The organism is Pseudomonas oryzihabitans NBRC 102199 (genome assembly GCF_000730625.1).
In the GTDB taxonomy this organism is placed as follows: Bacteria; Pseudomonadota; Gammaproteobacteria; order Pseudomonadales; family Pseudomonadaceae; genus Chryseomonas; species Chryseomonas oryzihabitans.
In genome coordinates, this window is the sequence record NZ_BBIT01000016.1 from 81,694 (window position 1) to 101,992 (window position 20,299).

Sequence of the window (20,299 nt, forward strand, 5' to 3'; positions counted from 1 at the left end):
TTAGTTTCCCTGGTGGGCGATGAGGGCGCTGATGGCGGCGCGATACCCCTGGCTGCCGAGGCCGCAGATGACGCCGACGGCGATGCCCGAGACATAGGAATGGTGACGGAAGGCTTCGCGGCGATGCACGTTGGACAGGTGCACCTCGTAGACCGGCAACTCGCTGGCCACCAGGGCATCGCGGAGGGCCACCGAGGTGTGGGTCCAGGCGGCGGGATTGATCACCACCCCGGCATAGGCGCCGCGGGCCGCGTGGATCCAGTCGAGCAATTCGCCTTCGTGGTTGGTCTGGCGGAAATCCACCTCGTACCCCTCGGCGGCGGCGGTCTCGGCACACAGCCGGGCGACGTCGGCCAGGGTCTCGTGGCCGTAGGTGGCGGGTTCGCGGGTGCCGAGCAGGTTGAGGTTGGGTCCGTTGAGGACCAGGATGCGACGGGAGGACATGACAGCCTTCTCTCTTGGGGTCTTGCCGGGCAGGCGCTGCCCGGCGCTGGAGAGAAAATGTACCAGTCGGTTAATTTCGTCAATCGAGGCGAACGGGCGGGCGGCCGAGCAGGTCGCGGAAGCGTTCGATTATCGACCTTGGTGGCTCAGATCGCCACCAGTCCTCGTACCCCTTCGGCCTCCATGTCGGCGCCGCGACCGCGCTGGACGATCTCGCCACGGGACATCACCAGATAGCCGTCGGCCAGCTCGCTGGCGAAGTCGTAGAACTGCTCCACCAGCAGGATGGCCATGTCGCCACGCTTGGCGAGGTGGGCGATAACGGTGCCGATCTCCTTGATCACCGAGGGCTGGATGCCTTCGGTGGGTTCGTCGAGGATCAGCAGTCGCGGGCGGCTGGCCAGGGCGCGGCCGATGGCCAGTTGCTGCTGCTGGCCGCCGGAGAGGTCACCGCCGCGGCGCTGGCGCATTTGCCGCAGCACGGGGAAGAGTTCGTAGATGGACTCGGGCACCTCGCGGGCCTCGCGGGCGGGAAAGCGCGACAGGCCCATGAGCAGATTTTCCTCGACGGTGAGGCGCGGAAAGATCTCGCGGCCCTGGGGCACGTAGGCGATGCCGGATTGCACGCGCTGGTGCGGCTTGCGACTGGTGATGTCCTGGCCTTCCCAGGTGACGCTGCCGCGCTTGGCCGGGATCAGGCCCATGAGGCAGCGCAGCAGGGTGGTCTTGCCGACGCCGTTGCGGCCGAGCAGGCTGGTGACCTCGCCGATGGGGGCGTCGAAGGACAGGCCACGCAGGATGTGGCTGCCGCCGTAGTACTGATGGAGTTCGTTGACCTGGAGCATGGGGGCCTCGGGAAGGTTCTATCGCGGCCATGGGCCGCTCCTACGGATAGGGTGCCGCTCGTGGCCATGGCCGCGATGCGCATTCTCAAGTCTGGGGCGCTAGCGCCCCAGATACACCTCGATCACCTGTTCGTTGGCCTGGACCTGGTCCAGCGAGCCTTCGGCGAGGACGTGGCCCTGGTGCAGCACGGTGACGTGGTCGGCGATGCTGCCGACGAAGCCCATGTCGTGCTCCACCACCATCAGCGAGTGCCGGGGCACCAGCGACTTGAACAGCTCGGCGGTGAATTCGGTCTCGGCGTCGGTCATGCCGGCCACGGGTTCGTCGAGCAGCAGCAGTTGCGGCTCCTGCACCAGCAGCATGCCGATCTCGAGGAATTGCTTCTGGCCGTGGGAGAGCAGGCCAGCGGTGCGGCCGCGGGATTCCTGCAGGCGGATGGTGGTGAGCACCTCTTCCAAGCGGTCGCGCTGTTCGCCGGAGAGGCGCGCGCGCAGGCTGGCCCAGACCGACTTGTCGGTCCGTTGCGCCAGCTCGAGGTTTTCCCAGACGGTCAGGGCCTCGAACACCGTGGGCTTCTGGAATTTGCGCCCGATGCCGGCCTGGGCGATTTCCACCGGTTGCAGGCGGGTCAGGTCCAGGGTCTCGCCGAACCAGGCGCTGCCGCGGTCGGGGCGGGTCTTGCCGGTGATGACGTCCATCATGGTGGTCTTGCCGGCGCCGTTGGGGCCGATGATGCAGCGCAATTCGCCGACGCCGATGTAGAGGTTGAGGTCGCGCAGGGCCTTGAAGCCATCGAAGCTGACCTCGATGCCTTCCAGGCTGAGGATGGTGCCGTGGCGGGTATCCAGGCCCGTGCCGGCGCGATGGCCGAGACCGCTGGCTTCCGCGCCGATGCCGGCATCGAGCACTTCCGCGGCGGTGGGAGGTACGGGGGCGGCTTTCATGCGTCGCGCTCCTTCTTGATGAGGCCGATCACGCCACGCGGCAGATAGAGGGTGACGACGATGAACAGGGCGCCGAGAAAGAACAGCCAGTATTCCGGGAAGGCCACGGTGAACCAGCTCTTGGCACCGTTGACGATGCCGGCGCCGAGCACCGGGCCGATCAGGCTGCCGCGTCCGCCGAGGGCGACCCAGATGGCCGCTTCGATGGAGTTGGTGGGGGCCATCTCGCTGGGGTTGATGATGCCCACCTGGGGTACGTAGAGCGCCCCGGCCAGGCCGCAGAGCACCGCCGAGAGCACCCAGACGAACAGCTTGAAGCCGCGCGGATCGTAGCCGCAGAAGGTCACCCGGTTCTCGGCGTCGCGAATCGCCGTGAGGATGCGGCCGAACTTGCTCTGCGCCAGGCGCCAGCCCAGCCAGAGGCTGGCCACCAGCAGGGCCACGGTGAGCAGGAAGAGCACCGCCCGGGTGCCCTGGGCGGCGACCGGAAAGCCCAGCAGGGTGGTGAAGCCGGTGAAGCCGTTGTTGCCGCCGAAGCCGGTCTCGTTGCGAAAGAACAGCAGCATGCCGGCAAAGGTCAGCGCCTGGGTCATGATCGAGAAGTAGACGCCCTTGATCTTCGAACGGAAGGCGAAGAAGCCGAACGCCAGGGCCAGCAGACCGGGGGCCAGCACCGCCAGGCACAGCGCCCAGAGGAAGTGGTCGGTGCCGGCCCAGAACCAGGGATAGCGGGTCCAGGAGAGAAAGCTCATGAACGGCGGCAGACCGTCACCGGCGGCCTGGCGCATCAGGTACATGCCCATGGCGTAGCCGCCCAGGGCGAAAAACAGCCCGTGGCCGAGGGAGAGCATCCCGGCATACCCCCAGACCAGGTCCAGCGCCAGGGCGACGATGGCGTAGCAGAGGATCTTGCCCACCAGGGTGAGGGTGTAGGCCGAGACCTGGAAGGGGTTGTCGGCCGGCAGCAGGGACAAGAGCGGCAGGGCGATCAGCACGGCGAGGGCCAGGCCGAGCACGGCCAGGCTCAGGCGCGGGCCGACCTTCTGCACAGCGGTAAGCGCGAGTGGCTGGTTCAATCGATGACCCTCCCCTTGAGGGCGAACAGGCCCTGGGGCCGCTTCTGGATGAACAGGATGATCAGGCCGAGGATGAGGATCTTGCCCAGCACGGCGCCGATCTGGGGTTCGAGGATCTTGTTGACGATGCCCAGGCCGAAGGCCGCCAGCACGCTGCCGGCCAGTTGGCCGACGCCGCCGAGCACCACCACCAGGAAGGAGTCGATGATGTAGCTCTGGCCAAGGTCCGGACCGACGTTGCCGATCTGCGACAGAGCCACGCCGCCGAGGCCGGCGATGCCGGAACCGAGGCCGAAGGCGAGCATGTCGATGCGACCCGTCGGTACCCCGCAGCAGGCGGCCATGTTGCGATTCTGGGTCACGGCGCGCACGTTGAGGCCCAGGCGGGTCTTGTTCAGCAGGGTCCAGGTGAGGATCAGCACGAAGACCACGAAGCCGAGGATGATCACCCGGTTCCACGGCAGGAGCAGGTTGGGCAGCACCTGGATGCCGCCGGACAGCCAGGCCGGGTTGGCCACCTCGACGTTCTGGGCGCCAAACAGCACCCGCACCGCCTGGATCAGCATCAGGCTGATGCCCCAGGTCGCCAGCAGGGTCTCCAGCGGTCGGCCATAGAGATGGCGGATCACGGTGCGCTCCAGCGCCATGCCGATGGCGGCGGTGACGGCGAAGGCCACCGGCAGCGCCAGCAGCGGGTACCAGGCCAGCCATTCGGGCGCCAGGCGTTGCAGGGTCAGCTGCACCACATAGGTGCTGTAGGCGCCGAGCATCAGCATCTCGCCGTGGGCCATGTTGATGACGCCGAGCAGGCCATAGGTGATGGCCAGACCCAGAGCGGCCAGCAGCAGGATGGAGCCGAGCGACAACCCGGTGAAGGCCTGGCCGAGCAGGTCGCCCAGCAGCAGCTTGCGGTCCACCTGGGCAAGGCCGGTGGCAGCGGCCTTGCGGACGTCTTCGTTGGCTTCCACGGCCGGATCGAGCAGGGCCTGCAGGCGGGTCTTGGCCTGGGGCTCACCGGATTCGCCGAGCAGCCGCACCGCGGCCAGGCGCACGGCGGGATCGGGGTCGGTCAGCTGCAGATTGGCCAGGGCGGCGGCAAGGGCGCCTTTGACGTCCTTGTCGGCTTCGTTCTGCAGGCGCTTTTCCAGGAAGGCACGCTGCTCGGGCTTGGCCTCCTGGCGCAGGGCCTGGGCGGCGGCCAGGCGCACGCTGGCATCGGGCGACAGCAGCCCGCCGCTGGCCTGGGCGGCGCCGATGAGGATGCGCAGACGGTTGTTCAGGCGTACCGGCTTGGGTGTGCCGGTGGGAGGGGTGGCGTCGCCTTCGGCGGCGCTGTAGCTGTCGCCGGTCTTGTAGAAGGGCCGCTTGTCTTCATCGACATAGAAGCGGCCGTCCTGCAGTGCCTGGAGCACCGGGAGCTGGGCGGGATCGGGCGCGGCGGCCCAGTCCTGGAGGAGTTTGGCCTGGTCGTTGGCGCTGGCGGCGGCCAGGTCGGCGGCGGGGCCGGCCTGGGCGGTGCCCATGAGCAGCAACAGCAGGGGCAGTAGAAAAAGGCGTAGGGACATACTCGGCCTCGTGGGTGGGTAAAGGCTCCTGCCCGGCGTCTCCCGGGAGAGGGCGGGCGTGGCCTCGTTTCTGGTGCCGGCGTCCGGCGGTCTGGCCGGGTGCGCTGGCGGGCCCTCACCCCGGCCCTCTCCCAGGGGGAGAGGGGGCGGAGCGGAGCGTTGGTGGTGCGGGCGCTTCCGGTTCTGGCGGGAAGCGCCTTGGTCCTCTCCCTAGAAGAGCGGGGGAAGAGCTGTTGGCCTTGGAGCGCCTTTTGCCTTTACCCCGGCCCTCTGCCAAAGAGAGGGGAAGAACTGTTGGCTTCGGTGCGCCTGTTGCCCTCACCCCAACCCTCTCCCGGGGGGAGAGGGGGCAAGAGCGAGGTGCCACCTTGCAGGCTTCGCTCCCCTACCCTCGGAGTGAGGGGCCGGGAGTGAGGCGGGCCGTTACTGGCCGCTCTTCACCGGTTCGTCGGATTTCTTGTCGTTGCCGGGGATGTAGGGGCTCCAGGGCTGGGCGCGGACCGGGCCCTCGGTCTGCCAGACGACGTTGAACTGGCCGTCGTCCTGGACCTCGCCGATCATCACCGGCTTGTGCAGGTGATGGTTCTTCTCGTCCATCTTCACGGTGTAGCCGTCCGGCGCGGCGAAGGTCTGGCCGGCCATGGCCTTGCGCACCTTGTCGACGTCGGTGCTGCCGGCCTTTTCCACCGCCTGGGCCCACATGTGGATGCCGATGTAGGTGGCTTCCATGGGGTCGTTGGTCACGGCGGTCTGGTAGTTGGGCAGGTTCTTGGCCTTGGCGTAGGCCTTCCAGGCCTCGACGAACTTCTTGTTCACCGGGTTATCCAGCGACTCGAAGTAGTTCCAGGCGGCCAGCTGGCCCACCAGCGGCTTGGTGTCGATGCCGCGCAGTTCTTCCTCGCCCACCGAGAAGGCCACCACCGGCACGTCGGTGGCCTTCAGGCCCTGGTTGCCCAGTTCCTTGTAGAAGGGCACGTTGGAGTCGCCGTTGATGGTGGAGACCACCGCGGTCTTGCCGCCGGCGGAGAATTTCTTGATGTTGGCGACGATGGTCTGGTAATCGCTGTGGCCGAAGGGGGTGTAGACCTCTTCGATGTCCTTGTCCTGCACGCCCTTGCTGTGCAGGAAGGAGCGCAGAATCTTGTTGGTGGTGCGCGGATAGACGTAGTCGGTGCCCAGCAGGAAGAAGCGCTTGGCGGCCCCGCCTTCTTCGCTCATCAGGTATTCCACTGCCGGGATGGCCTGCTGGTTCGGCGCCGCGCCGGTGTAGAAGACGTTGGGCGACATCTCTTCGCCTTCGTACTGCACCGGGTAGAACAGCAGGCCGTTGAGTTCTTCATAGACCGGCAGGACCGATTTGCGCGAGACCGAGGTCCAGCAGCCGAAGGTGACCGCGACCTTGTCCTGGGTCACCAGCTGGCGCGCCTTCTCGGCGAACAGCGGCCAGTTGGAGGCCGGATCCACTACCACCGGTTCCAGCTTCTTGCCCAGTACCCCGCCCTTGGCGTTGATCTCGTCGATGGTCATCAGCGCCATGTCCTTGAGCGAGGTCTCGGAGATGGCCATGGTGCCGGACAGCGAATGCAGGATACCGACCTTGATGGTGTCCGCGGCGTGGGCGGCACTCCAGGGAAACAGACCGCTCATGAGCAGAGCGGACGCGGCAAGGGTGGTCTTCAGTAGTGGGCGGCGCTTCATGCGAAAGGCTCCTAAGCGAACGTGCGCTGTTGTTGGGCTGGACTGCTGGCCAGCCAGGGCGCCTTTTCAGGAACTGTGCCAGGCGTCGGCGAGACGCATAGGGACTGGCGCCTCGGCCTCGGCGGTGACTTCGCGGTCGGTCGCCCTGCACCGGTCTGGGGCTGGGCAGTGCCCTTGAATCGCGCCTTTGCACGATGCTGGTGCCTCTGGCTCGCGTTGCCTTTTGCGCAACATGAAAGTCCGAATGCCGTATTGGTGGTGATGCCTGGGGCCTCCCATACTCGATCGCCAAGGGGCCGGCCACCGGGTCGGTCACCGCCAATTCGAAGCAGAGGAACAAGGCATGGGCAGGCAGGTCGGGGTCATCGGACTCGGCAACATGGGCGGCAACATGGCGATCACCCTGGCGCGCAAGGGCGTGACCGTCACCGGACTGGATCCTTCCAGCGCCGCCTGCGAGCGGGTCGCCGCCCAGGGCGTGGCCATCGCCGGCGACCTGGCGGCCCTGGCCGCCAGCAGCGACGTCATCGTGCTGTCGCTGCCCAAGGCCGAGCATGTCGAGGCCGTGTGCCTGGGCGAGGCGGGTCTGGTCAGCCGCGTGCGACCGGGCACCGTGGTGGTCGACACCACCACCTCCACCCCGGAGACCAGTCGCCGGGTGGCGGCGGCCTTCGCCGAGGTCGGCGCCGACTTCCTCGATGCCCCGGTTTCCGGCGGCCCCGCCGGTGCCGCGGCCGGCACCATGACCATGGTGATCGGCGGCAGCGAGGCGGCCCTGGCCAAGGCGCTGCCGGCGCTGGAAGCCATGAGCGCGACCCGGGTGCATATCGGCGCCGTGGGTGCCGGCAACATCGCCAAGATCGCCAACAACCTCCTGGCCGCGGCGCACCTGATCACCACCGCAGAAGCCGTCACCATGGCCGCCCGTGCCGGCGTCGCCCCGGAAAAGCTGCTCGAAGGCATCAATGCCGGTTCCGGGCGCAGCGCCGCCAGCCAGGGCATGTTCCCCACCTGGGTGCTGAACAAGGCCTACGACTCCGGCTTCACCATGGGCCTGATGCGCAAGGACGTGGGCCTGGCCCAGCAGCTCATCGCCGAACTCGGCCTCGACCTGCCACTGGCCGCGGCTACGGCCCAGGCCTGGAAGGCCAGCGCCGAGACCCTGGCCGATGGCGAGGATTTCTGCGCCATCGCACGACGTACCAGCGAAGACCTGTTCGGCAAGGGGGAATGATCATGATGGACTCCAAGACACTGGAATTGCTCAAGCCCTTCTGGGGCGACCGCCAGCAGGTCGCCAGCTTTGTGGACGGCACCTTCGTCGACGGCAGCGGCGAGCGGATCACCGTGCGCAACGCCCATGACGACAGCCCCGCCTACAGCTACCCCGACGCCGACCTGGCCGTGGTCGAGCGCGCCGATACCGCCGCCCGCCGGGCGCGCGAGGAATGGCGCGCCCTGACCGCCCAGGCGCGCGGGCGCATCATCTACCGGGTCGGCGCCCTGATCCGCGAGGAAGCCGAGGTTTTGGCGCAACTGGAATCCCAGACCGCCAACAAGCCGATCCGTGATGCCCGCGTCGAGGTGCTCAAGGTCGCCGAGATGTTCGAGTACTACGCCGGCTGGGCCGACAAGCTGCACGGCGAAGTCATCCCGGTGCCCACCAGTCATCTCAACTACGTGACCTACGAACCCCTGGGCACGGTGCTGCAGATCACCCCCTGGAACGCGCCCATCTTCACCGGCGGCTGGCAGATCGCCCCGGCCATCACCGCCGGCAACGCGGTGATCCTCAAGCCGTCCGAGCTGACCCCGGTGACCTCGCTGCTGCTCGGCGTGCTGGTGGAACGCGCCGGCGCGCCCAAGGGCCTGGTCAACGTGCTCGCCGGCCAGGGTCATACCGTGGGCCAGCAGGTGATCGCCCATGCCGACATCCGCAAGGTGGTCTTCGTCGGCTCGCCGGCCACCGGCCGGCACATCGCCGCCGCCGCGGCCCAGCGCTGCATCCCGGTGGTGCTGGAGCTCGGCGGCAAGTCGGCCAACATCGTCTTCGAAGACGCCGACCTGGACCTGGCCGTGCGCGGCGCCCAGGCGGCGATCTTTTCCGGCGCCGGCCAGAGTTGCGTCTCGGGTTCGCGGCTGCTGGTGCAGGAATCCATCTACGAGCGCTTCATCCAGGCGGTGGCCCGCGCCGCCAGCCAGTTCAAGGTGGGTGACCCGAGCGATCCCGAGACCCAGATCGGTCCGATCCACAACGCCAAGCAATTCGCCCATGTGCGCACCATGGTGGAAGGCGCCCTGGGCGAGGGCGCGCGGCATGTCGCCAATGGCGTCGAGCCGCTGCCCGCCGGGACCGGCTACTACGTCAATCCCACGGTACTGGCCGGCCACAATGGCCTGAGCTGCGCCCAGGAAGAGATCTTCGGGCCGGTGGTGGTGGCCATTCCCTTCAAGGACGAGGCCGACGCCATCCGCATCGCCAACGACAGTCGCTTCGGCCTGGCCGGCGCGGTCTGGACCCGTGACGTCGGGCGCGCCCACCGGGTGGCCCGTGGCGTGCGCGCCGGCACCTTCTGGGTCAACGGCTACAAGACCATCCACGTCAGCTCGCCCTTCGGCGGCTATGGCGAGAGCGGCTACGGTCGCTCCTCCGGCCTCGACGCCCTGCGCGAATACAGCGAGGTGAAGAGCGTCTGGGTGGAAACCGCCGCCGTTCCCGCCGCCGGCTTCGGCTACGGCGCCAGCCTGGAGTAGCCCATGACCATTCACCAAGCGCTGCTGGACGACGCCCGCAGCTGGCGTCGCGATTTCCACGCCCATCCCGAACTGGGTTTCGCCGAGCACCGCACCGCGGCGCGGGTCGCCGAATTGCTGGAGGGCTTCGGCCTGGAGGTCCATCGTGGCCTCGGCGGCACCGGCGTGGTCGGGGTGTTGCGCCAGGGCGAGGGCCCGAGCCTGGGGCTGCGCGCCGACATGGACGCCCTGCCGATGCAGGAGGTGGGGGACGTCCCCCATCGTTCCACCGCCGCCGGGCGCATGCATGCCTGCGGCCATGACGGCCACACCGCCATCCTGCTGGCCACCGCGCGCCACCTGAGCGAAAACCGCGATTTCCGCGGCACCCTCTACTTCGTCTTCCAACCCGCCGAAGAGAATCTCGGCGGCGCCCAGAAGATGATCGAGGACGGCCTGTTCGAAAGGTTTCCGATGGACGCCATCTACGGCCTGCACAACTGGCCGGGGCTGCCGGCCGGCCAGGTGGTGGTCAATCCGGGTGCCATGATGGCTTCGCTGGACACCTTCGCCATCACCCTGACTGGCAAGGGCTGCCACGCGGCCATGCCCGAGCGCGGCCGCGATCCCATCGTCGCCGCGGCGGACCTGATCCTGCAGCTGCAGACCATCGTCGCCCGACGGATCTCGCCACTGGCGTCGGCGGTGGTCAGCGTGACCATGATGGAAGCGGGGGAGGCGATCAACGTCATCCCCGAGGTGGCGCGACTCCGGGGCACGGTGCGTTGCCTGGACGGCGCGGTGCGCGCCGAGGTGGAGCGGCTGATCGGCGAGATCGTCGCCCAGGCGCCGCTGGCCCAGGGCGTGCGCGGCGAACTGGAATTCACCCGCGGCTATCCCGTGACCCAGAACCATCCGGCCCAGGCCGCGCGGGTGCGTGAGGCGGCGGTAAGGGCCTTTGGTGCCGAGCGGGTCAGCGACGGCGTACCGCCATCCATGGCCTCCGAGGACTTCGCCTTTATGCTGGCGGCGCGTCCCGGCGCCTATCTCTGGCTGGGGGTCGACGGCGCCCAGCCCTCGGCGCCGCTGCACAACCCGGCCTATGACTTCAACGACGCCATCATCGAACCGGCCGTACGGTTGTGGGCCGAGCTGGTGCGCCAGGAACTGCCCGCCTGAGACGCCTTAGCGTCTGCTCAAAGGCTTGCGAGCTAGAGTCAAGCAAGGCGCAACGACCAACGGGAGTAACAGCCGAAGGCTGGCCCGGAGGGTGAGCGCTAGCGAATCAAAGGCCTGAGGAAGCGGAGTTTACTCATGGTAAATGAGCATTCCGGCCGGGCTGGCGACCCAGGGCCTTTTCAACGCAGTTTGGCCGACGCGCAGCTGGCTTTGGGCAGGCGCTCAGCGAAAGGCGGTCATCTGTTGCACCAGGCTGGTCCGCAACTCGTCCGCGGCGCGGCTGAGCTTGCGGCCCAGGCGGGTGACCAGCTCGACGTGGGCACGGGCGAAGCCGGGATCGGCCAGGGGCAGGGCGCGCAAGGCGCCGCTGTCCAGTTCCTGGGTCGCGGCGAACAGCGGCAGGAGGGTGACGCCGCCCTGCTGGGCATAGTGCTTGAGCAGGGCGAAGGTGTTGCAGGTCAGGGTCGGCGCCAGGCGCTGGCCGGCGGCCTGCTCCACAGCGTCGAGCATCTGGCGGATACCGTAGGAGATGTCCGGCAGCGCCAGGCGATGCTGGCCCAGCTCCGTCAGGGTCACGGGGCCCTGGGTCGCGGCCAGCGGATGCTCCGGCGCCACCATGGCATAGAGCGGCTGCCCGCGGCTGCCATGCACCCGCAGGTGCGGATCGCGCGGCGGATTGAACACCAGCCCCAGTTGCGCCTCGTCTTCCATCACCTGGCGAATCACCTCGTTGGTGCCCACCACGTTGACCCTGACCTCGATCTCCGGATGCCGCGCGGAAAAGTCGCCCAGGCTGCGCGACAGGTCGCCGATGAAGCCTTCGCCGATGGCCAGCACCACGCGACCGGTGCGCAGCCCCTGCAGATCGGCGATGGCGTCTCTCAGCCCGTCGAGCTGGGTCTGACGCTGGCGGAAGTAATCCAGTACCAGGCGCCCGGCCTCGGTCGGGGTGATGCCGCGGCGGTGGCGCTCGATCAGGTCGACGCCCAGTTCCGCCTCGACCTGGGCGATCTGCCGGCTGACTGCGGACGGGGCGATATCCAGGGCGTCGGCGGCGGCGCGCACGCTGCCCAGCCGCACCGCCTCGACGAAATAGTGCAAGCGTTGTTCGTGAATTCCACGCATCCGTGTGTTCTCGTAAAGGCAACGGAAAAGGCCATTTCCAGTATTGGAGAGAGAACAGGGCGCTGTCCATACTCGGGCCAAGACCACGGCCGCCCCGGCCTGGCCGAGGCCCGCGACGCAGAGCCCCGGAACGGCGCAGAACCCCGCGCGAGACCCTGTCCGCGGCGGGCTTCCAGCCTCCGGTACGCCAGCCGTGCGACCTCGACCAGACCTCCAGAACGACCGGGTCGCGCTCCCTCGCGGAGCCCTTTTCTGCCCAGCGGGCTTCGCCGCTCGCGACTGCCAACCATACCAACAACCGAGCCCGCGAGCGGGCCGCAGGGGGAAGAATGAGCGCCAATCCGACGCTGGCCGTGGGCCAGGACCGAGCTGTCAGCGATACCGTGAAACTCTATTTCTGGGCGGCGCTGGTGCTGCTGATCGCCGAGCTGATCGGCTCGGTCAGCATCCCGCTGGGCCCGGGCAAGGTGGTGCTGTTGCCGATGATCTGGGCGCTGCTGCTGGGCGCCGCCATTGGCCTGGCCAGCACGCGACTGCCGCAGGGCCTGAGCGTCAGCCGTAGCGCCCAGGTGCGCTCGGCGGCCATCCTGCAGTACGCCTTGCTGATCTTCATCGCCAAGCTCGGCCTGGTGGTGGGCGGTTCCCTGCCCACGGTGATCGCCGCCGGCTGGGCGCTGGCCTTCCAGGAGCTGGGCCATTTCGTCGGCACCATCCTGCTCGGCCTGCCCGTGGCGCTGCTGCTGGGCATCAAGCGCGAGGCCATCGGCGCCACCTTCTCCGTGGGGCGCGAACCGAGCCTGGCGATCATCGGCGAACGCTACGGCATGGACTCCCCGGAAGGCCGCGGCGTGCTCGCCGAGTACCTCACCGGCACCCTGATCGGCGCGGTGTTCATGGCCATCGTCGCCGGCTTCATCGCCAGCCTCAACATCTTCCACCCCTATTCGCTGGCCATGGGCGCCGGCATCGGCTCGGGCAGCATCATGGCCGCCGCGGCCGGTGCGGTGGCGGCCCAGCAGACCCCCGAGGTGGCCAAGGAGGTCATGGCGCTGGCCGCCGCGGCCAACCTCATCACCACCACCCTGGGTACCTATTTCACCCTGTTCATCTCCCTGCCGCTGGCGGTCTGGGGCTATCGGGTGCTGGAGCCGCGCATCGGCCGGACGACCAAGGCCTCCTTCGCCCAGAGCGCGGTAGACCAGACGGTGGTGGACGAGCCGGTGGAGCTGGGCTGGTCGGGACGCCTGAGTGCCTGGTTCGCCGCGGCCGGCCTGGCCCTGCTGGGTACCTTCGTGGCGACCAAGACGCTGCCGGCTGCCGCCCTCATCGCGGTGGCGCTGATGATCGGTGCGGCCGTCGTCGGCGAGCTGCTCTGCCAGCTGTTCCGCCGCAAGGTGCCGGCGGTGTGCTGGGTGTCGCTGGTGGCCATGTTCCTCACCTCGCCCTGGTGCCCGCTGGCACCGCAGATCACCGCCGCCGCCAACAGCGTCGGCGTGTTGGCGGTGATCACGCCCATGCTGGCCTTCGCCGGCCTGTCCATCGCCAAGGACATCCCGGCCTTTCGCCGGCTGGGCTGGCGCATCGTGGTGGTCTCCCTGACCGCCGGCTTCGGCACCTTCATCGGCGCCGTGTTCATCGCCGAACTCTTCCACTGATCCGCCCCGCACGCACCGGGTCCCCGGTGCGCCGCTTCCCGCTGCCGTACCGCACCGCCGTCCGATCTCTCCGTTTCTCGCATTTCGTGTGTCGCAGCTCCCAGCCTTGAGGGTTGGACGCTCGCTGTCGTCCGTGGACGATCACCGGCGCTTGAGCTGCGCCCCGAGTTGCAGTATCTATGATGGAAAATTAACAAAAACCGTTAATTTAATAACATCAAGAAAAACGGAGGCGCGCTCGGCATGGGCAAAATCGCGGTCATCGGCAGCAACATGGTCGATCTCATCACCTATATCGAGCGACTGCCCGTCCAGGGCGAGACGCTGGAAGCGCCGGACTTCGCCCTCGGCTGTGGCGGCAAGGGCGCCAACCAGGCGGTCGCCGCGGCCAAGCTGGGCAGCGAGGTGCTGATGGTGACCAAGGTCGGCGACGACCTCTTCGCCGACAACACCCTGGCCAACTTCCGCCGCTTCGGCATCGACACCCGCCACGTGACCCGCGCGCCCGGGCGCTCCAGCGGCGTGGCGCCGATCTTCGTGCAGCCCGATTCGCACAACAGCATCCTCATCGTGAAGGGCGCCAATGCCGCCCTCGGTCCGGCCGACATCCAGGCCGCGGAAGCCGATCTGCGCGACTGCGCGCTGATCGTGCTGCAACTGGAGATCGCCCTGGAGACCGTCTATGCCGCCATCGACTGCGGTCAGCGCCTGGGCATCCCGGTGCTGCTCAATCCGGCGCCGGCGGTGGCCGACCTGAGCGCCGCGCACCTCGCCCGGCTGGACTACTTCGTCCCCAACGAGACCGAGCTGGCCCTGGTCAGCGGCCTGCCGGTGGCGGATCGCGACAGCGCCTTCGCCGCGGCGCGGGTATTGGCCGGTCGCGGCATCCGGCACGTGGTGGTCACCCTGGGCGCCGCGGGCGCGCTGTACGTGGGCGAGGAGGGCGAATTCAGCCTGCCCGGCCAGCGGGTGGCGGCCCTCGACACCACCGGCGCCGGCGATGCCTTCATCGGCTGCTTCGCCCACGGCCGCGTCCAGGGCCTGGGCCTGCGGGAGGCCATGCAGCGGGCGGTGGCCTATTCGGCGCTGTCGGTCACCGGGCGCGGCACCCAGACCTCCTATCCCGAGGCCGCGGTCTTCGAAGACTACCTCGCTTCCCTGGATCTCTGACCCGCGCGCGGCGATCCCCCACCCTGGCACCTCTACGGAGAACAACAATGAGCCAGTCACCCCTGCGGCCCAGTGCCGACGGCTACTACCTGAACCGCACGCCGTGGTTCGCCTTCATCCTGCTGTGCTGCATCTTCGCCCTCTGGGCCGCGGCGGCGAGCATGAACGACGTGCTCATCGCCCACTTCAAGAAGGCCTTCCTGCTCAGTGACTTCCAGACCGCCTTCGTCCAGTCGGCCTTCTATCTCGGCTATTTCTTCCTGGCCCTGCCGGCCGCGCTGATGGTGCGACGCTTCAGCTACAAGACGACCATCCTCTTCGGCCTGTTCCTCTACATGGTCGGCTGCCTGCTGTTCTTTCCCGCCGCCTCCATGGCCAAGTACGGCATGTTCCTGCTGGCGCTGTTCGTGATCGCCGCCGGGCTGTCCTTTCTGGAGACCGCCTGCAACACCTATTCGACCCTGCTCGGGCCGCGCGAGACCGGCACCCGTCGGCTGAACATCTCCCAGACCTTCCACCCCTTCGGCGCCATGACCGGGGTCTATGTCGGCAGTTTCGTGATGTTCAAGGAGGGTGACGCCAGCCAGGCGCAGCTGCTGCAGATGAATCCCGCCGAGGCCGCCGCCCAGCAGTTGCAGATGATCCAGGCCACCCTGACGCCCTACCAGTGGATGATCGGCGTGCTGGTGCTGATCTTCGTGCTGATCGCCTGCACCCGCTATCCGGCCTGCAAGGGCAACGAGCGCGTACGCAGCGAGGGCGACGGCGTCGCCGCCAGCCTGGGTCGGCTGCGACGCAATCCGCGCTTCGTCTTTGGCGTGCTGGCGCAATTCCTCTACGTCGGCGCCCAGGTCGGCGTCTGGAGCTTTACCATCCGCCTGGCCATGCAACTCGGCGGCATGAACGAGCGCAGCGCCTCCTGGTTCCTGCTCACCACCTTCGCCGCCTATTTCGTCGGCAAGCTGATCGCCAACCTGCTGATGCGCCGCTGGCATCCGGCCAAGGTGCTGGGCGTCTACGGGGTGCTGTGCATCGCGCTGCTGGCCTACACCATCCTGGTGCCCAACATCACCGCGGTGTACGCCGCCGTGGGCGTGAGCATTTTCCTTGGCCCCTGCTGGCCGACCATCTATGGCCTGACCGTCGACGGCATCGGCCGGGACACCGAATTCGGCGGCTCGCTGCTGGTGATGAGCATCGTCGGCGGCGGGGTGATCCCGATCTTCCAGGGCCTGCTGTCGGACTACACCGGCGGCAACATGCAGCTGGCCTATTCGGTGCCGCTGCTGTGCTTTACGGTGATCGTCGCCTACGCCCTCTATTGCCTGCGTCACCCGGCCAGCGAACGGCTGCCGGTGGGCGCCGCCCAGACCGCCTGAGGAGGGCGCCGTCATGTCCGTACGCCTGCCCCTGCAGCCTGAGCAATTCACCGCCGACGAGCGCACCCTGCTCGCCAGCGACGCCTTCCAGGTGCGCGCCTGGACCTATCCCTCCGGGGTGCGCGCCCTGGCGCTGGAGAATCGTCGTGGCCGCCTGGTGGTGCTGCCCTACCAGGGGCAGATGATCTGGGACGCCAGCTTCGACGGCTGCCGCCTGACCATGCCGGGGCTGTTCGACCAGCCGCGGCCGACCCGGCGGATCATCGAGACCTATGGCTGCTTCATGTTCCACGCCGGGGTGCTGCGCAACGGCTGCCCGGCGCCGGAGGACAGCCACGAGTTGCACGGCGAGCTGCCCTGCGCGCCGCTGGACGAGGCCTGGCTGGAACTGGGCCAGGACGCGGAGGGCGATTTCCTGCGCCTGGGCGGCCGCCACGACTACGCCATGGGCTTCGGCGATCGCTATCGCGCCCAGCCCCGCGTGACCCTGAGAGCGGACAGCGCGGTGTTCGAACTGGGCCTGGAGGTGGAAAACCAGGCCGGCCAGCCCATGGACCTGATGTACATGGCGCACATGAACTACGCCTATGTGCCCGGCGGACGCTTCCATGAGCCGCTCGGGGTGGCCCGCACCCGGGTGCGCACCAGCGTGCCGGCCCATGTGCGGCCGACCGCCGACTGGCAGGCCTTCATCGCCGCACTGGCGGAAGACCCCGAGCGACTGCGGGTGCTGGATGCGCCGGCGCGCTACCAGCCGGAGATCGTCAGTTTCATCGATGCGCCGGGGACCGACGCGGCGGGGGAGGCGCATTTCCTGCTGGAGCATCCGGGCGGCGCCGCCTTCTACACGGCCTATCGCCCGCAGGACTTGCCCCATGCCACGCGCTGGGTGCTGCACAACCCCGATCAGCAGGTGGCGGCCTTCGTGCTGCCGGCGACCTGCGAACCGGAGGGCTATCTGGCCGAGACGACCAAGGGGCAGGTGCAGCAGCTGCAACCGGGAGAGCGTCGCGCCTTCAGCGTCAGGACCGGCTATCTCGCCGCCGCCGAGCGCGAGGCGCTGCTGACGCGCCTGGCCGACCCGGCGCGGATCAGGTAAGCAGTTGCGCGCCGTTCGCCTCGATCCGCTCGCGATAGCTGCGCGGAATGCGTCCGTCACTGACCACCAGGTCGAAGTCGCCGAGCGCCGCGAAATGCGCGGCGCGCACCACGTCGAACTTGGTATGGTCGACCAGCAGGAGCCGCTGCTGGGCCTGGCGCAGGACCTTCTGCTTGACCTCGACCTCGTTGAAGTTGAAGCAGGTGACGCCAAAGTCCGCGCTCACCCCGGCCGCCGAGACGAAGGCATGGGTGAGGCGCACGCCATCGAGCACCCCGGTCTCCAGGCGACTCTCGAAGATCTGGTTCTTGCGCTGGAAGGTGCCGCCGCAGACCACCAGGGTGCAGTTGACCTTCTGCTGCAGCTTGAGCAGCACATTGAGCGAATGGCAGACGGCGGTGAATTCCAGGTCATCGGGAATGAAGTCCACCACGAAGGGCGTGGTGGTCCCGCAATCGAGGAAGACGGTGTCGCCGGCGCGGATCTGCGCCGCGGCCAGCCGACCGATGCGACGCTTTTCCTCGACCTGGCGCAGGTCCTGTTCCACCACCTGGTAGCCGGGCGCCTCGCTGCCGCCGACATCGCGGGTGACATGACCGCCGAGCAGGCGAAGGCCGTCCGGCGGGAGCCGCAGGTCGCGTCTCAGGGTCATTTCCGAGACACCCAGCAGCTGGGCCATCTCGCGCAGGTGAATGGCGTGCTGATCCTGCAGCGCCTGGTGCATCAGCTTGAGCCGAGCGGCTTTCTTGCTATCCATGAGGGGTGCGCTAGGGGAGTCCGACTAGAGGTGCAGGCCGCACCAACCAAGAATTCTGATCCGATCATACGCTACCCGTGCCTGAGGAGGCCCCATGCAGCTTGAACCCGGCGAACTCGCCAAGACCATCGACCACACCCTGCTCGCCGCCGACGCCCGCCGCGCCCAGATCGACCGCCTGTGCCAGGAGGCGCGCACCCATGGCTTCTATTCGGTGTGCGTGAATTCCGCCCAGGTCCCCCATGCCGCGGCGCAACTGGCCGGCAGTGCGGTCAAGGTCTGCGCGGTGGTGGGCTTTCCGCTCGGCGCCGGGCTGAGCGCGGCCAAGGCCTTTGAGGCCGAGCAGGCCATCGCCGCCGGGGCCGGGGAGATCGACATGGTGCTCAACCTCGGCTGGCTCAAGGATGGCCTGCTGGAGGAGGTGTCCGCCGATATCGCCGCGGTGCAGGCCGCCTGTGGCGCGGTGCCGCTCAAGGTGATCCTGGAGACCGGTCTGCTCGACGATGAGCAGAAGCGCCAGGCCTGCCGGATCTGTCGCGACCTCGGCGTCGCCTTCGTCAAGACCTCGACCGGTTTCGGCCATGGCGGCGCGACCCTGGACGATGTCCGCCTGATGCGCGAAGAGGTGGGTCCGGAAATGGGCGTGAAAGCCTCCGGCGGCGTGCGTGACCGCGCCACCGCCCAGGCCATGCTGGACGCCGGCGCGACCCGCCTGGGGACCAGCTCGGGCGTGGCCATCGTCAGCGGTGGCGAGGGTGGGGCGGGGTATTGAGCTCCGGAAATCGCCGTCATTTCTCTCTAGGGTAGGGGTGTTTTATCGCGGCCATGGGCCGCTCCTACAGGCTCCGATGTAACCGTAGGAGCGGTCGCTACGGCGCACCGGCATGGCCGCGATAAAGGCATTTGATGACTACCCCGGCCCCTGCCGATAAAGCTTGGAATCGCTGAAATCCCCTGGCGCCAGCACCTCGCCGACCAGGATCAGCGCGGTGCGGCGGAAATCCTTGTCCCGCGCCCGTTCGACGATGTCGGCCAGGGTGCCCCGGACGCTGTCCTGGTCCGGCCAGCTGGCGCGGTGGACGATCGCCACCGGGCAGCCGGGGCCGTAGTGCGGCAGGAGGTCGGCGACGATGCGCTCCAGCTGGCCGACGCCGAGGTGGATGGCCAGGGTCGCGCGATGCCGCGCCAGGTCGGCCAGCGCCTCGCCTTCCGGCATGGCCGTGCGGCTGGCGTAGCGGGTCAGGATCACCGTCTGGCTGACCCCGGGCAGGGTCAGCTCGCAACCCAGCAGGGCGGCGCAGGCGGCGGTGGCGGTGACGCCGGGCACGATCTCATAGGGAATACCCAGCGCCTGCAGGCGGCGGATCTGCTCGCCGATGGCGCCGTACAGCGAAGGATCGCCGGAATGCACCCGGGCCACGTCCTGGCCGCGGGCATGGGCGGCGGCCAGATGGCCGACGATGGCGTCCAGGTCCAGGCGGGCGGTGTCGATCACCGTCTCGGCCTGGTGACCTTCCAGCACCGCGGGCGGCACCAGGGAGCCGGCATAGAGGATCACCGGGCACTGGCGGATCAGCCGCTGGCCCTTGACGGTGATGAGGTCGGGATCGCCGGGGCCGGCGCCGATGAAATGAACGGTCATGGGGTTTCCTCGGCCAGGGCGGCGAGCAGGTCGGCGACGCTGGCGAATTCACGATCGACGCTGGGCAACGCGGGGCGGCGCAGGATCAGCACCGGCAGACCCCGCTCGCGGGCCACCTGCAACTTGGGCTGGGTGGCGGCGCTACCACTGTTCTTGCTGATCAGCACATCGAAGTCACCCTGGGCGAACAGCACGCGCTCGGCCTCCAGGGCGAAGGGACCACGGTCGGCGATGATCCGCGCCCGTGCGTGGCCGGGATGGGCGTCGAGCAGGCGCAGGGTCCAGAACTGGTGGGGCGGGATTTCCGCGAGGTGCTCCAGGGATTCGCGACCCAGGGTGAAGAAGGGGCGGGTGAAGGGCGCCAGGGTGGTCTGGAGTTCGCTCCAGTCGGCCACCTCGCGCCAGTCGTCGTCGGGACCAGCCTGCCAGCCGGGGCGGCGCAGGGCCCAGCAGGGGATACCGGCCTGGGCCGCGGCCAGGCCGGCGTTGTGGCTGATCCGGGCGGCGTAGGGATGGGTGGCGTCCAGCAGCAACTCGATGCCTTCACTGTGGAGAAAGGCGGCCAGCCCCGCGGCGCCGCCATAGCCGCCGACCCGCACCTGGCAGGGCAGGTCCTGGGGCACCCGACCGAGACCGGCGAGGCTGTAGAGGGCCTCGGCCGGCAGCGTGCGGGCGATGGCCAGGGCTTCGGTGGTGCCGCCGAGCAGAAGGATCTTCATGGGCGGTCTTCCCCCGGAGCGGCGGAGGTTTCGTCATGCATGGCGCGCCCTCACCCCCGGCCCCTCTCCCCGAGGGAGAGGGGAGGAAAGGCGGTGCCGGGGGGCGAGCGGCGGAGTAGGGGTATTGGTCTCGCAGGCGGCTTTCCCGCTGGTCATTGCAGCGTGCTCAGCAAGAGTCGCGGGCGTCAGCCCGGACGCCAGACTTCCGAGCCACCACCCAACCACCCCCTCGCCCCCACGGGGAAAGGGCTGGGGTGAGGGGGCAAAA

18 protein-coding genes are annotated in these 20,299 nt (G+C 68.4%); 8 read left to right on the forward strand and 10 right to left on the reverse strand.

Annotated elements, in window-relative coordinates; genetic code table 11:
- The 6 genes from aroQ to urtA all read right to left on the reverse strand — a co-directional run bounded on the left by aroQ (position 1) and on the right by urtA (position 6,573).
- The gene (gene aroQ, locus POR01S_RS17895; protein ID WP_042137376.1) at positions 1 to 444 is read right to left on the reverse strand and encodes a type II 3-dehydroquinate dehydratase; all 444 of its coding nucleotides are present in this window, start codon (positions 442 to 444) and stop codon (positions 1 to 3) included.
- A gap of 146 nt (positions 445 to 590) precedes the next feature.
- Positions 591 to 1,289: an urea ABC transporter ATP-binding subunit UrtE gene (gene urtE / locus POR01S_RS17900; protein ID WP_027601068.1), complete on the reverse strand. Its 699-nt coding sequence runs from the start codon at positions 1,287 to 1,289 to the stop codon at positions 591 to 593.
- A gap of 99 nt (positions 1,290 to 1,388) precedes the next feature.
- Positions 1,389 to 2,234, reverse strand: a complete 846-nt coding sequence (gene urtD, locus POR01S_RS17905; RefSeq protein ID WP_027601067.1) for an urea ABC transporter ATP-binding protein UrtD — start codon at positions 2,232 to 2,234, stop codon at positions 1,389 to 1,391.
- Positions 2,231 to 3,310 (reverse strand): urea ABC transporter permease subunit UrtC, encoded by a 1,080-nt coding sequence (gene urtC, locus POR01S_RS17910; RefSeq protein WP_027598821.1) that lies wholly within the window; start codon positions 3,308 to 3,310, stop codon positions 2,231 to 2,233. Before urtC ends, urtD begins: the two co-directional genes overlap by 4 nt.
- Positions 3,307 to 4,875 carry an urea ABC transporter permease subunit UrtB gene (urtB, locus tag POR01S_RS17915; RefSeq protein WP_042137378.1) on the reverse strand — a complete coding sequence of 523 codons (1,569 nt, stop codon included), beginning with the start codon at positions 4,873 to 4,875 and terminating at the stop codon, positions 3,307 to 3,309. The genes urtC and urtB overlap by 4 nt, the downstream gene beginning before the upstream one ends.
- A 423-nt stretch (positions 4,876 to 5,298) precedes the next feature.
- Complete coding sequence (gene urtA, locus POR01S_RS17920; protein WP_027601065.1) at positions 5,299 to 6,573, reverse strand: urea ABC transporter substrate-binding protein; 1,275 nt, start codon at positions 6,571 to 6,573, stop codon at positions 5,299 to 5,301.
- A 277-nt stretch (positions 6,574 to 6,850) separates the two neighbouring features.
- On the opposite strand from urtA, the gene POR01S_RS17925 reads away from it, so the two are divergent.
- From POR01S_RS17925 to POR01S_RS17935, 3 genes are read left to right on the forward strand one after another with little or no spacing between them, the layout of a single operon-like run.
- The gene (locus POR01S_RS17925; protein WP_255211838.1) at positions 6,851 to 7,807 is read left to right on the forward strand and encodes an NAD(P)-dependent oxidoreductase; all 957 of its coding nucleotides are present in this window, start codon (positions 6,851 to 6,853) and stop codon (positions 7,805 to 7,807) included.
- 2 nt (positions 7,808 to 7,809) lie between these two features.
- Positions 7,810 to 9,327, forward strand: coding sequence for an aldehyde dehydrogenase family protein (locus tag POR01S_RS17930; protein ID WP_152643573.1), 1,518 nt, complete (start codon positions 7,810 to 7,812; stop codon positions 9,325 to 9,327).
- A gap of 3 nt (positions 9,328 to 9,330) precedes the next feature.
- Entirely contained in the window at positions 9,331 to 10,485 is a 1,155-nt protein-coding gene (locus POR01S_RS17935; protein WP_042137382.1) for a M20 aminoacylase family protein, read from the forward strand.
- A 222-nt stretch (positions 10,486 to 10,707) separates the two neighbouring features.
- Here POR01S_RS17935 and POR01S_RS17940 read toward each other — a convergent pair whose 3' ends face one another.
- Positions 10,708 to 11,610 (reverse strand): LysR family transcriptional regulator, encoded by a 903-nt coding sequence (locus POR01S_RS17940; RefSeq protein ID WP_042137384.1) that lies wholly within the window; start codon positions 11,608 to 11,610, stop codon positions 10,708 to 10,710.
- A 329-nt stretch (positions 11,611 to 11,939) separates the two neighbouring features.
- On the opposite strand from POR01S_RS17940, the gene POR01S_RS17945 reads away from it, so the two are divergent.
- From POR01S_RS17945 to POR01S_RS17960, 4 genes are all read left to right on the forward strand, one after another.
- A complete protein-coding gene (locus POR01S_RS17945) occupies positions 11,940 to 13,265 on the forward strand; it encodes a DUF3100 domain-containing protein (protein ID WP_027598814.1) in 1,326 nt (441 codons plus the stop codon).
- Between the two features lie 243 nt (positions 13,266 to 13,508).
- Positions 13,509 to 14,435 carry a ribokinase gene (rbsK, locus tag POR01S_RS17950; protein ID WP_027601062.1) on the forward strand — a complete coding sequence of 309 codons (927 nt, stop codon included), beginning with the start codon at positions 13,509 to 13,511 and terminating at the stop codon, positions 14,433 to 14,435.
- A 47-nt stretch (positions 14,436 to 14,482) separates the two neighbouring features.
- Complete coding sequence (gene fucP / locus POR01S_RS17955) at positions 14,483 to 15,814, forward strand: L-fucose:H+ symporter permease (RefSeq protein WP_027598812.1); 1,332 nt, start codon at positions 14,483 to 14,485, stop codon at positions 15,812 to 15,814.
- A gap of 13 nt (positions 15,815 to 15,827) precedes the next feature.
- Complete coding sequence (locus POR01S_RS17960) at positions 15,828 to 16,913, forward strand: aldose 1-epimerase family protein (RefSeq protein WP_042137386.1); 1,086 nt, start codon at positions 15,828 to 15,830, stop codon at positions 16,911 to 16,913.
- Here POR01S_RS17960 and deoR read toward each other — a convergent pair.
- On the reverse strand, positions 16,906 to 17,670 hold the full coding sequence (deoR, locus tag POR01S_RS17965) for a DNA-binding transcriptional repressor DeoR (protein WP_027601060.1): 765 nt from the start codon (positions 17,668 to 17,670) through the stop codon (positions 16,906 to 16,908). The genes POR01S_RS17960 and deoR overlap by 8 nt on opposite strands.
- A 94-nt stretch (positions 17,671 to 17,764) precedes the next feature.
- On the opposite strand from deoR, the gene deoC reads away from it, so the two are divergent.
- Positions 17,765 to 18,442 carry a deoxyribose-phosphate aldolase gene (deoC, locus tag POR01S_RS17970; RefSeq protein WP_042137388.1) on the forward strand — a complete coding sequence of 226 codons (678 nt, stop codon included), beginning with the start codon at positions 17,765 to 17,767 and terminating at the stop codon, positions 18,440 to 18,442.
- Between the two features lie 138 nt (positions 18,443 to 18,580).
- Here the strand turns inward: deoC and cobM are convergent, their stop codons facing one another.
- On the reverse strand, positions 18,581 to 19,312 hold the full coding sequence (gene cobM, locus POR01S_RS17975; RefSeq protein WP_042137390.1) for a precorrin-4 C(11)-methyltransferase: 732 nt from the start codon (positions 19,310 to 19,312) through the stop codon (positions 18,581 to 18,583).
- Positions 19,309 to 20,031: a cobalt-precorrin-6A reductase gene (locus POR01S_RS17980; RefSeq protein ID WP_042137392.1), complete on the reverse strand. Its 723-nt coding sequence runs from the start codon at positions 20,029 to 20,031 to the stop codon at positions 19,309 to 19,311. Before POR01S_RS17980 ends, cobM begins: the two co-directional genes overlap by 4 nt.
- Between the last annotated feature and the right edge of the window lie 268 nt (positions 20,032 to 20,299).

Excerpts from the sequence above, each read along its gene's own strand:
- deoR (WP_027601060.1), bottom strand. The coding sequence starts at position 17,670 with ATGGATAGCAAGAAAGCCGCTCGGCTCAAGCTGATGCACCAGGCGCTG.
- urtD (WP_027601067.1), bottom strand. The coding sequence starts at position 2,234 with ATGAAAGCCGCCCCCGTACCTCCCACCGCCGCGGAAGTGCTCGATGCC.
- urtE (WP_027601068.1), bottom strand. The coding sequence starts at position 1,289 with ATGCTCCAGGTCAACGAACTCCATCAGTACTACGGCGGCAGCCACATC.
- POR01S_RS17940 (WP_042137384.1), bottom strand. The coding sequence starts at position 11,610 with ATGCGTGGAATTCACGAACAACGCTTGCACTATTTCGTCGAGGCGGTG.
- urtB (WP_042137378.1), bottom strand. The coding sequence starts at position 4,875 with ATGTCCCTACGCCTTTTTCTACTGCCCCTGCTGTTGCTGCTCATGGGC.
- POR01S_RS17945 (WP_027598814.1), top strand. The coding sequence starts at position 11,940 with ATGAGCGCCAATCCGACGCTGGCCGTGGGCCAGGACCGAGCTGTCAGC.
- aroQ (WP_042137376.1), bottom strand. The coding sequence starts at position 444 with ATGTCCTCCCGTCGCATCCTGGTCCTCAACGGACCCAACCTCAACCTG.
- POR01S_RS17980 (WP_042137392.1), bottom strand. The coding sequence starts at position 20,031 with ATGAAGATCCTTCTGCTCGGCGGCACCACCGAAGCCCTGGCCATCGCC.
- cobM (WP_042137390.1), bottom strand. The coding sequence starts at position 19,312 with ATGACCGTTCATTTCATCGGCGCCGGCCCCGGCGATCCCGACCTCATC.
- deoC (WP_042137388.1), top strand. The coding sequence starts at position 17,765 with ATGCAGCTTGAACCCGGCGAACTCGCCAAGACCATCGACCACACCCTG.
- POR01S_RS17930 (WP_152643573.1), top strand. The coding sequence starts at position 7,810 with ATGATGGACTCCAAGACACTGGAATTGCTCAAGCCCTTCTGGGGCGAC.
- rbsK (WP_027601062.1), top strand. The coding sequence starts at position 13,509 with ATGGGCAAAATCGCGGTCATCGGCAGCAACATGGTCGATCTCATCACC.
- POR01S_RS17935 (WP_042137382.1), top strand. The coding sequence starts at position 9,331 with ATGACCATTCACCAAGCGCTGCTGGACGACGCCCGCAGCTGGCGTCGC.
- POR01S_RS17960 (WP_042137386.1), top strand. The coding sequence starts at position 15,828 with ATGTCCGTACGCCTGCCCCTGCAGCCTGAGCAATTCACCGCCGACGAG.
- urtA (WP_027601065.1), bottom strand. The coding sequence starts at position 6,573 with ATGAAGCGCCGCCCACTACTGAAGACCACCCTTGCCGCGTCCGCTCTG.
- fucP (WP_027598812.1), top strand. The coding sequence starts at position 14,483 with ATGAGCCAGTCACCCCTGCGGCCCAGTGCCGACGGCTACTACCTGAAC.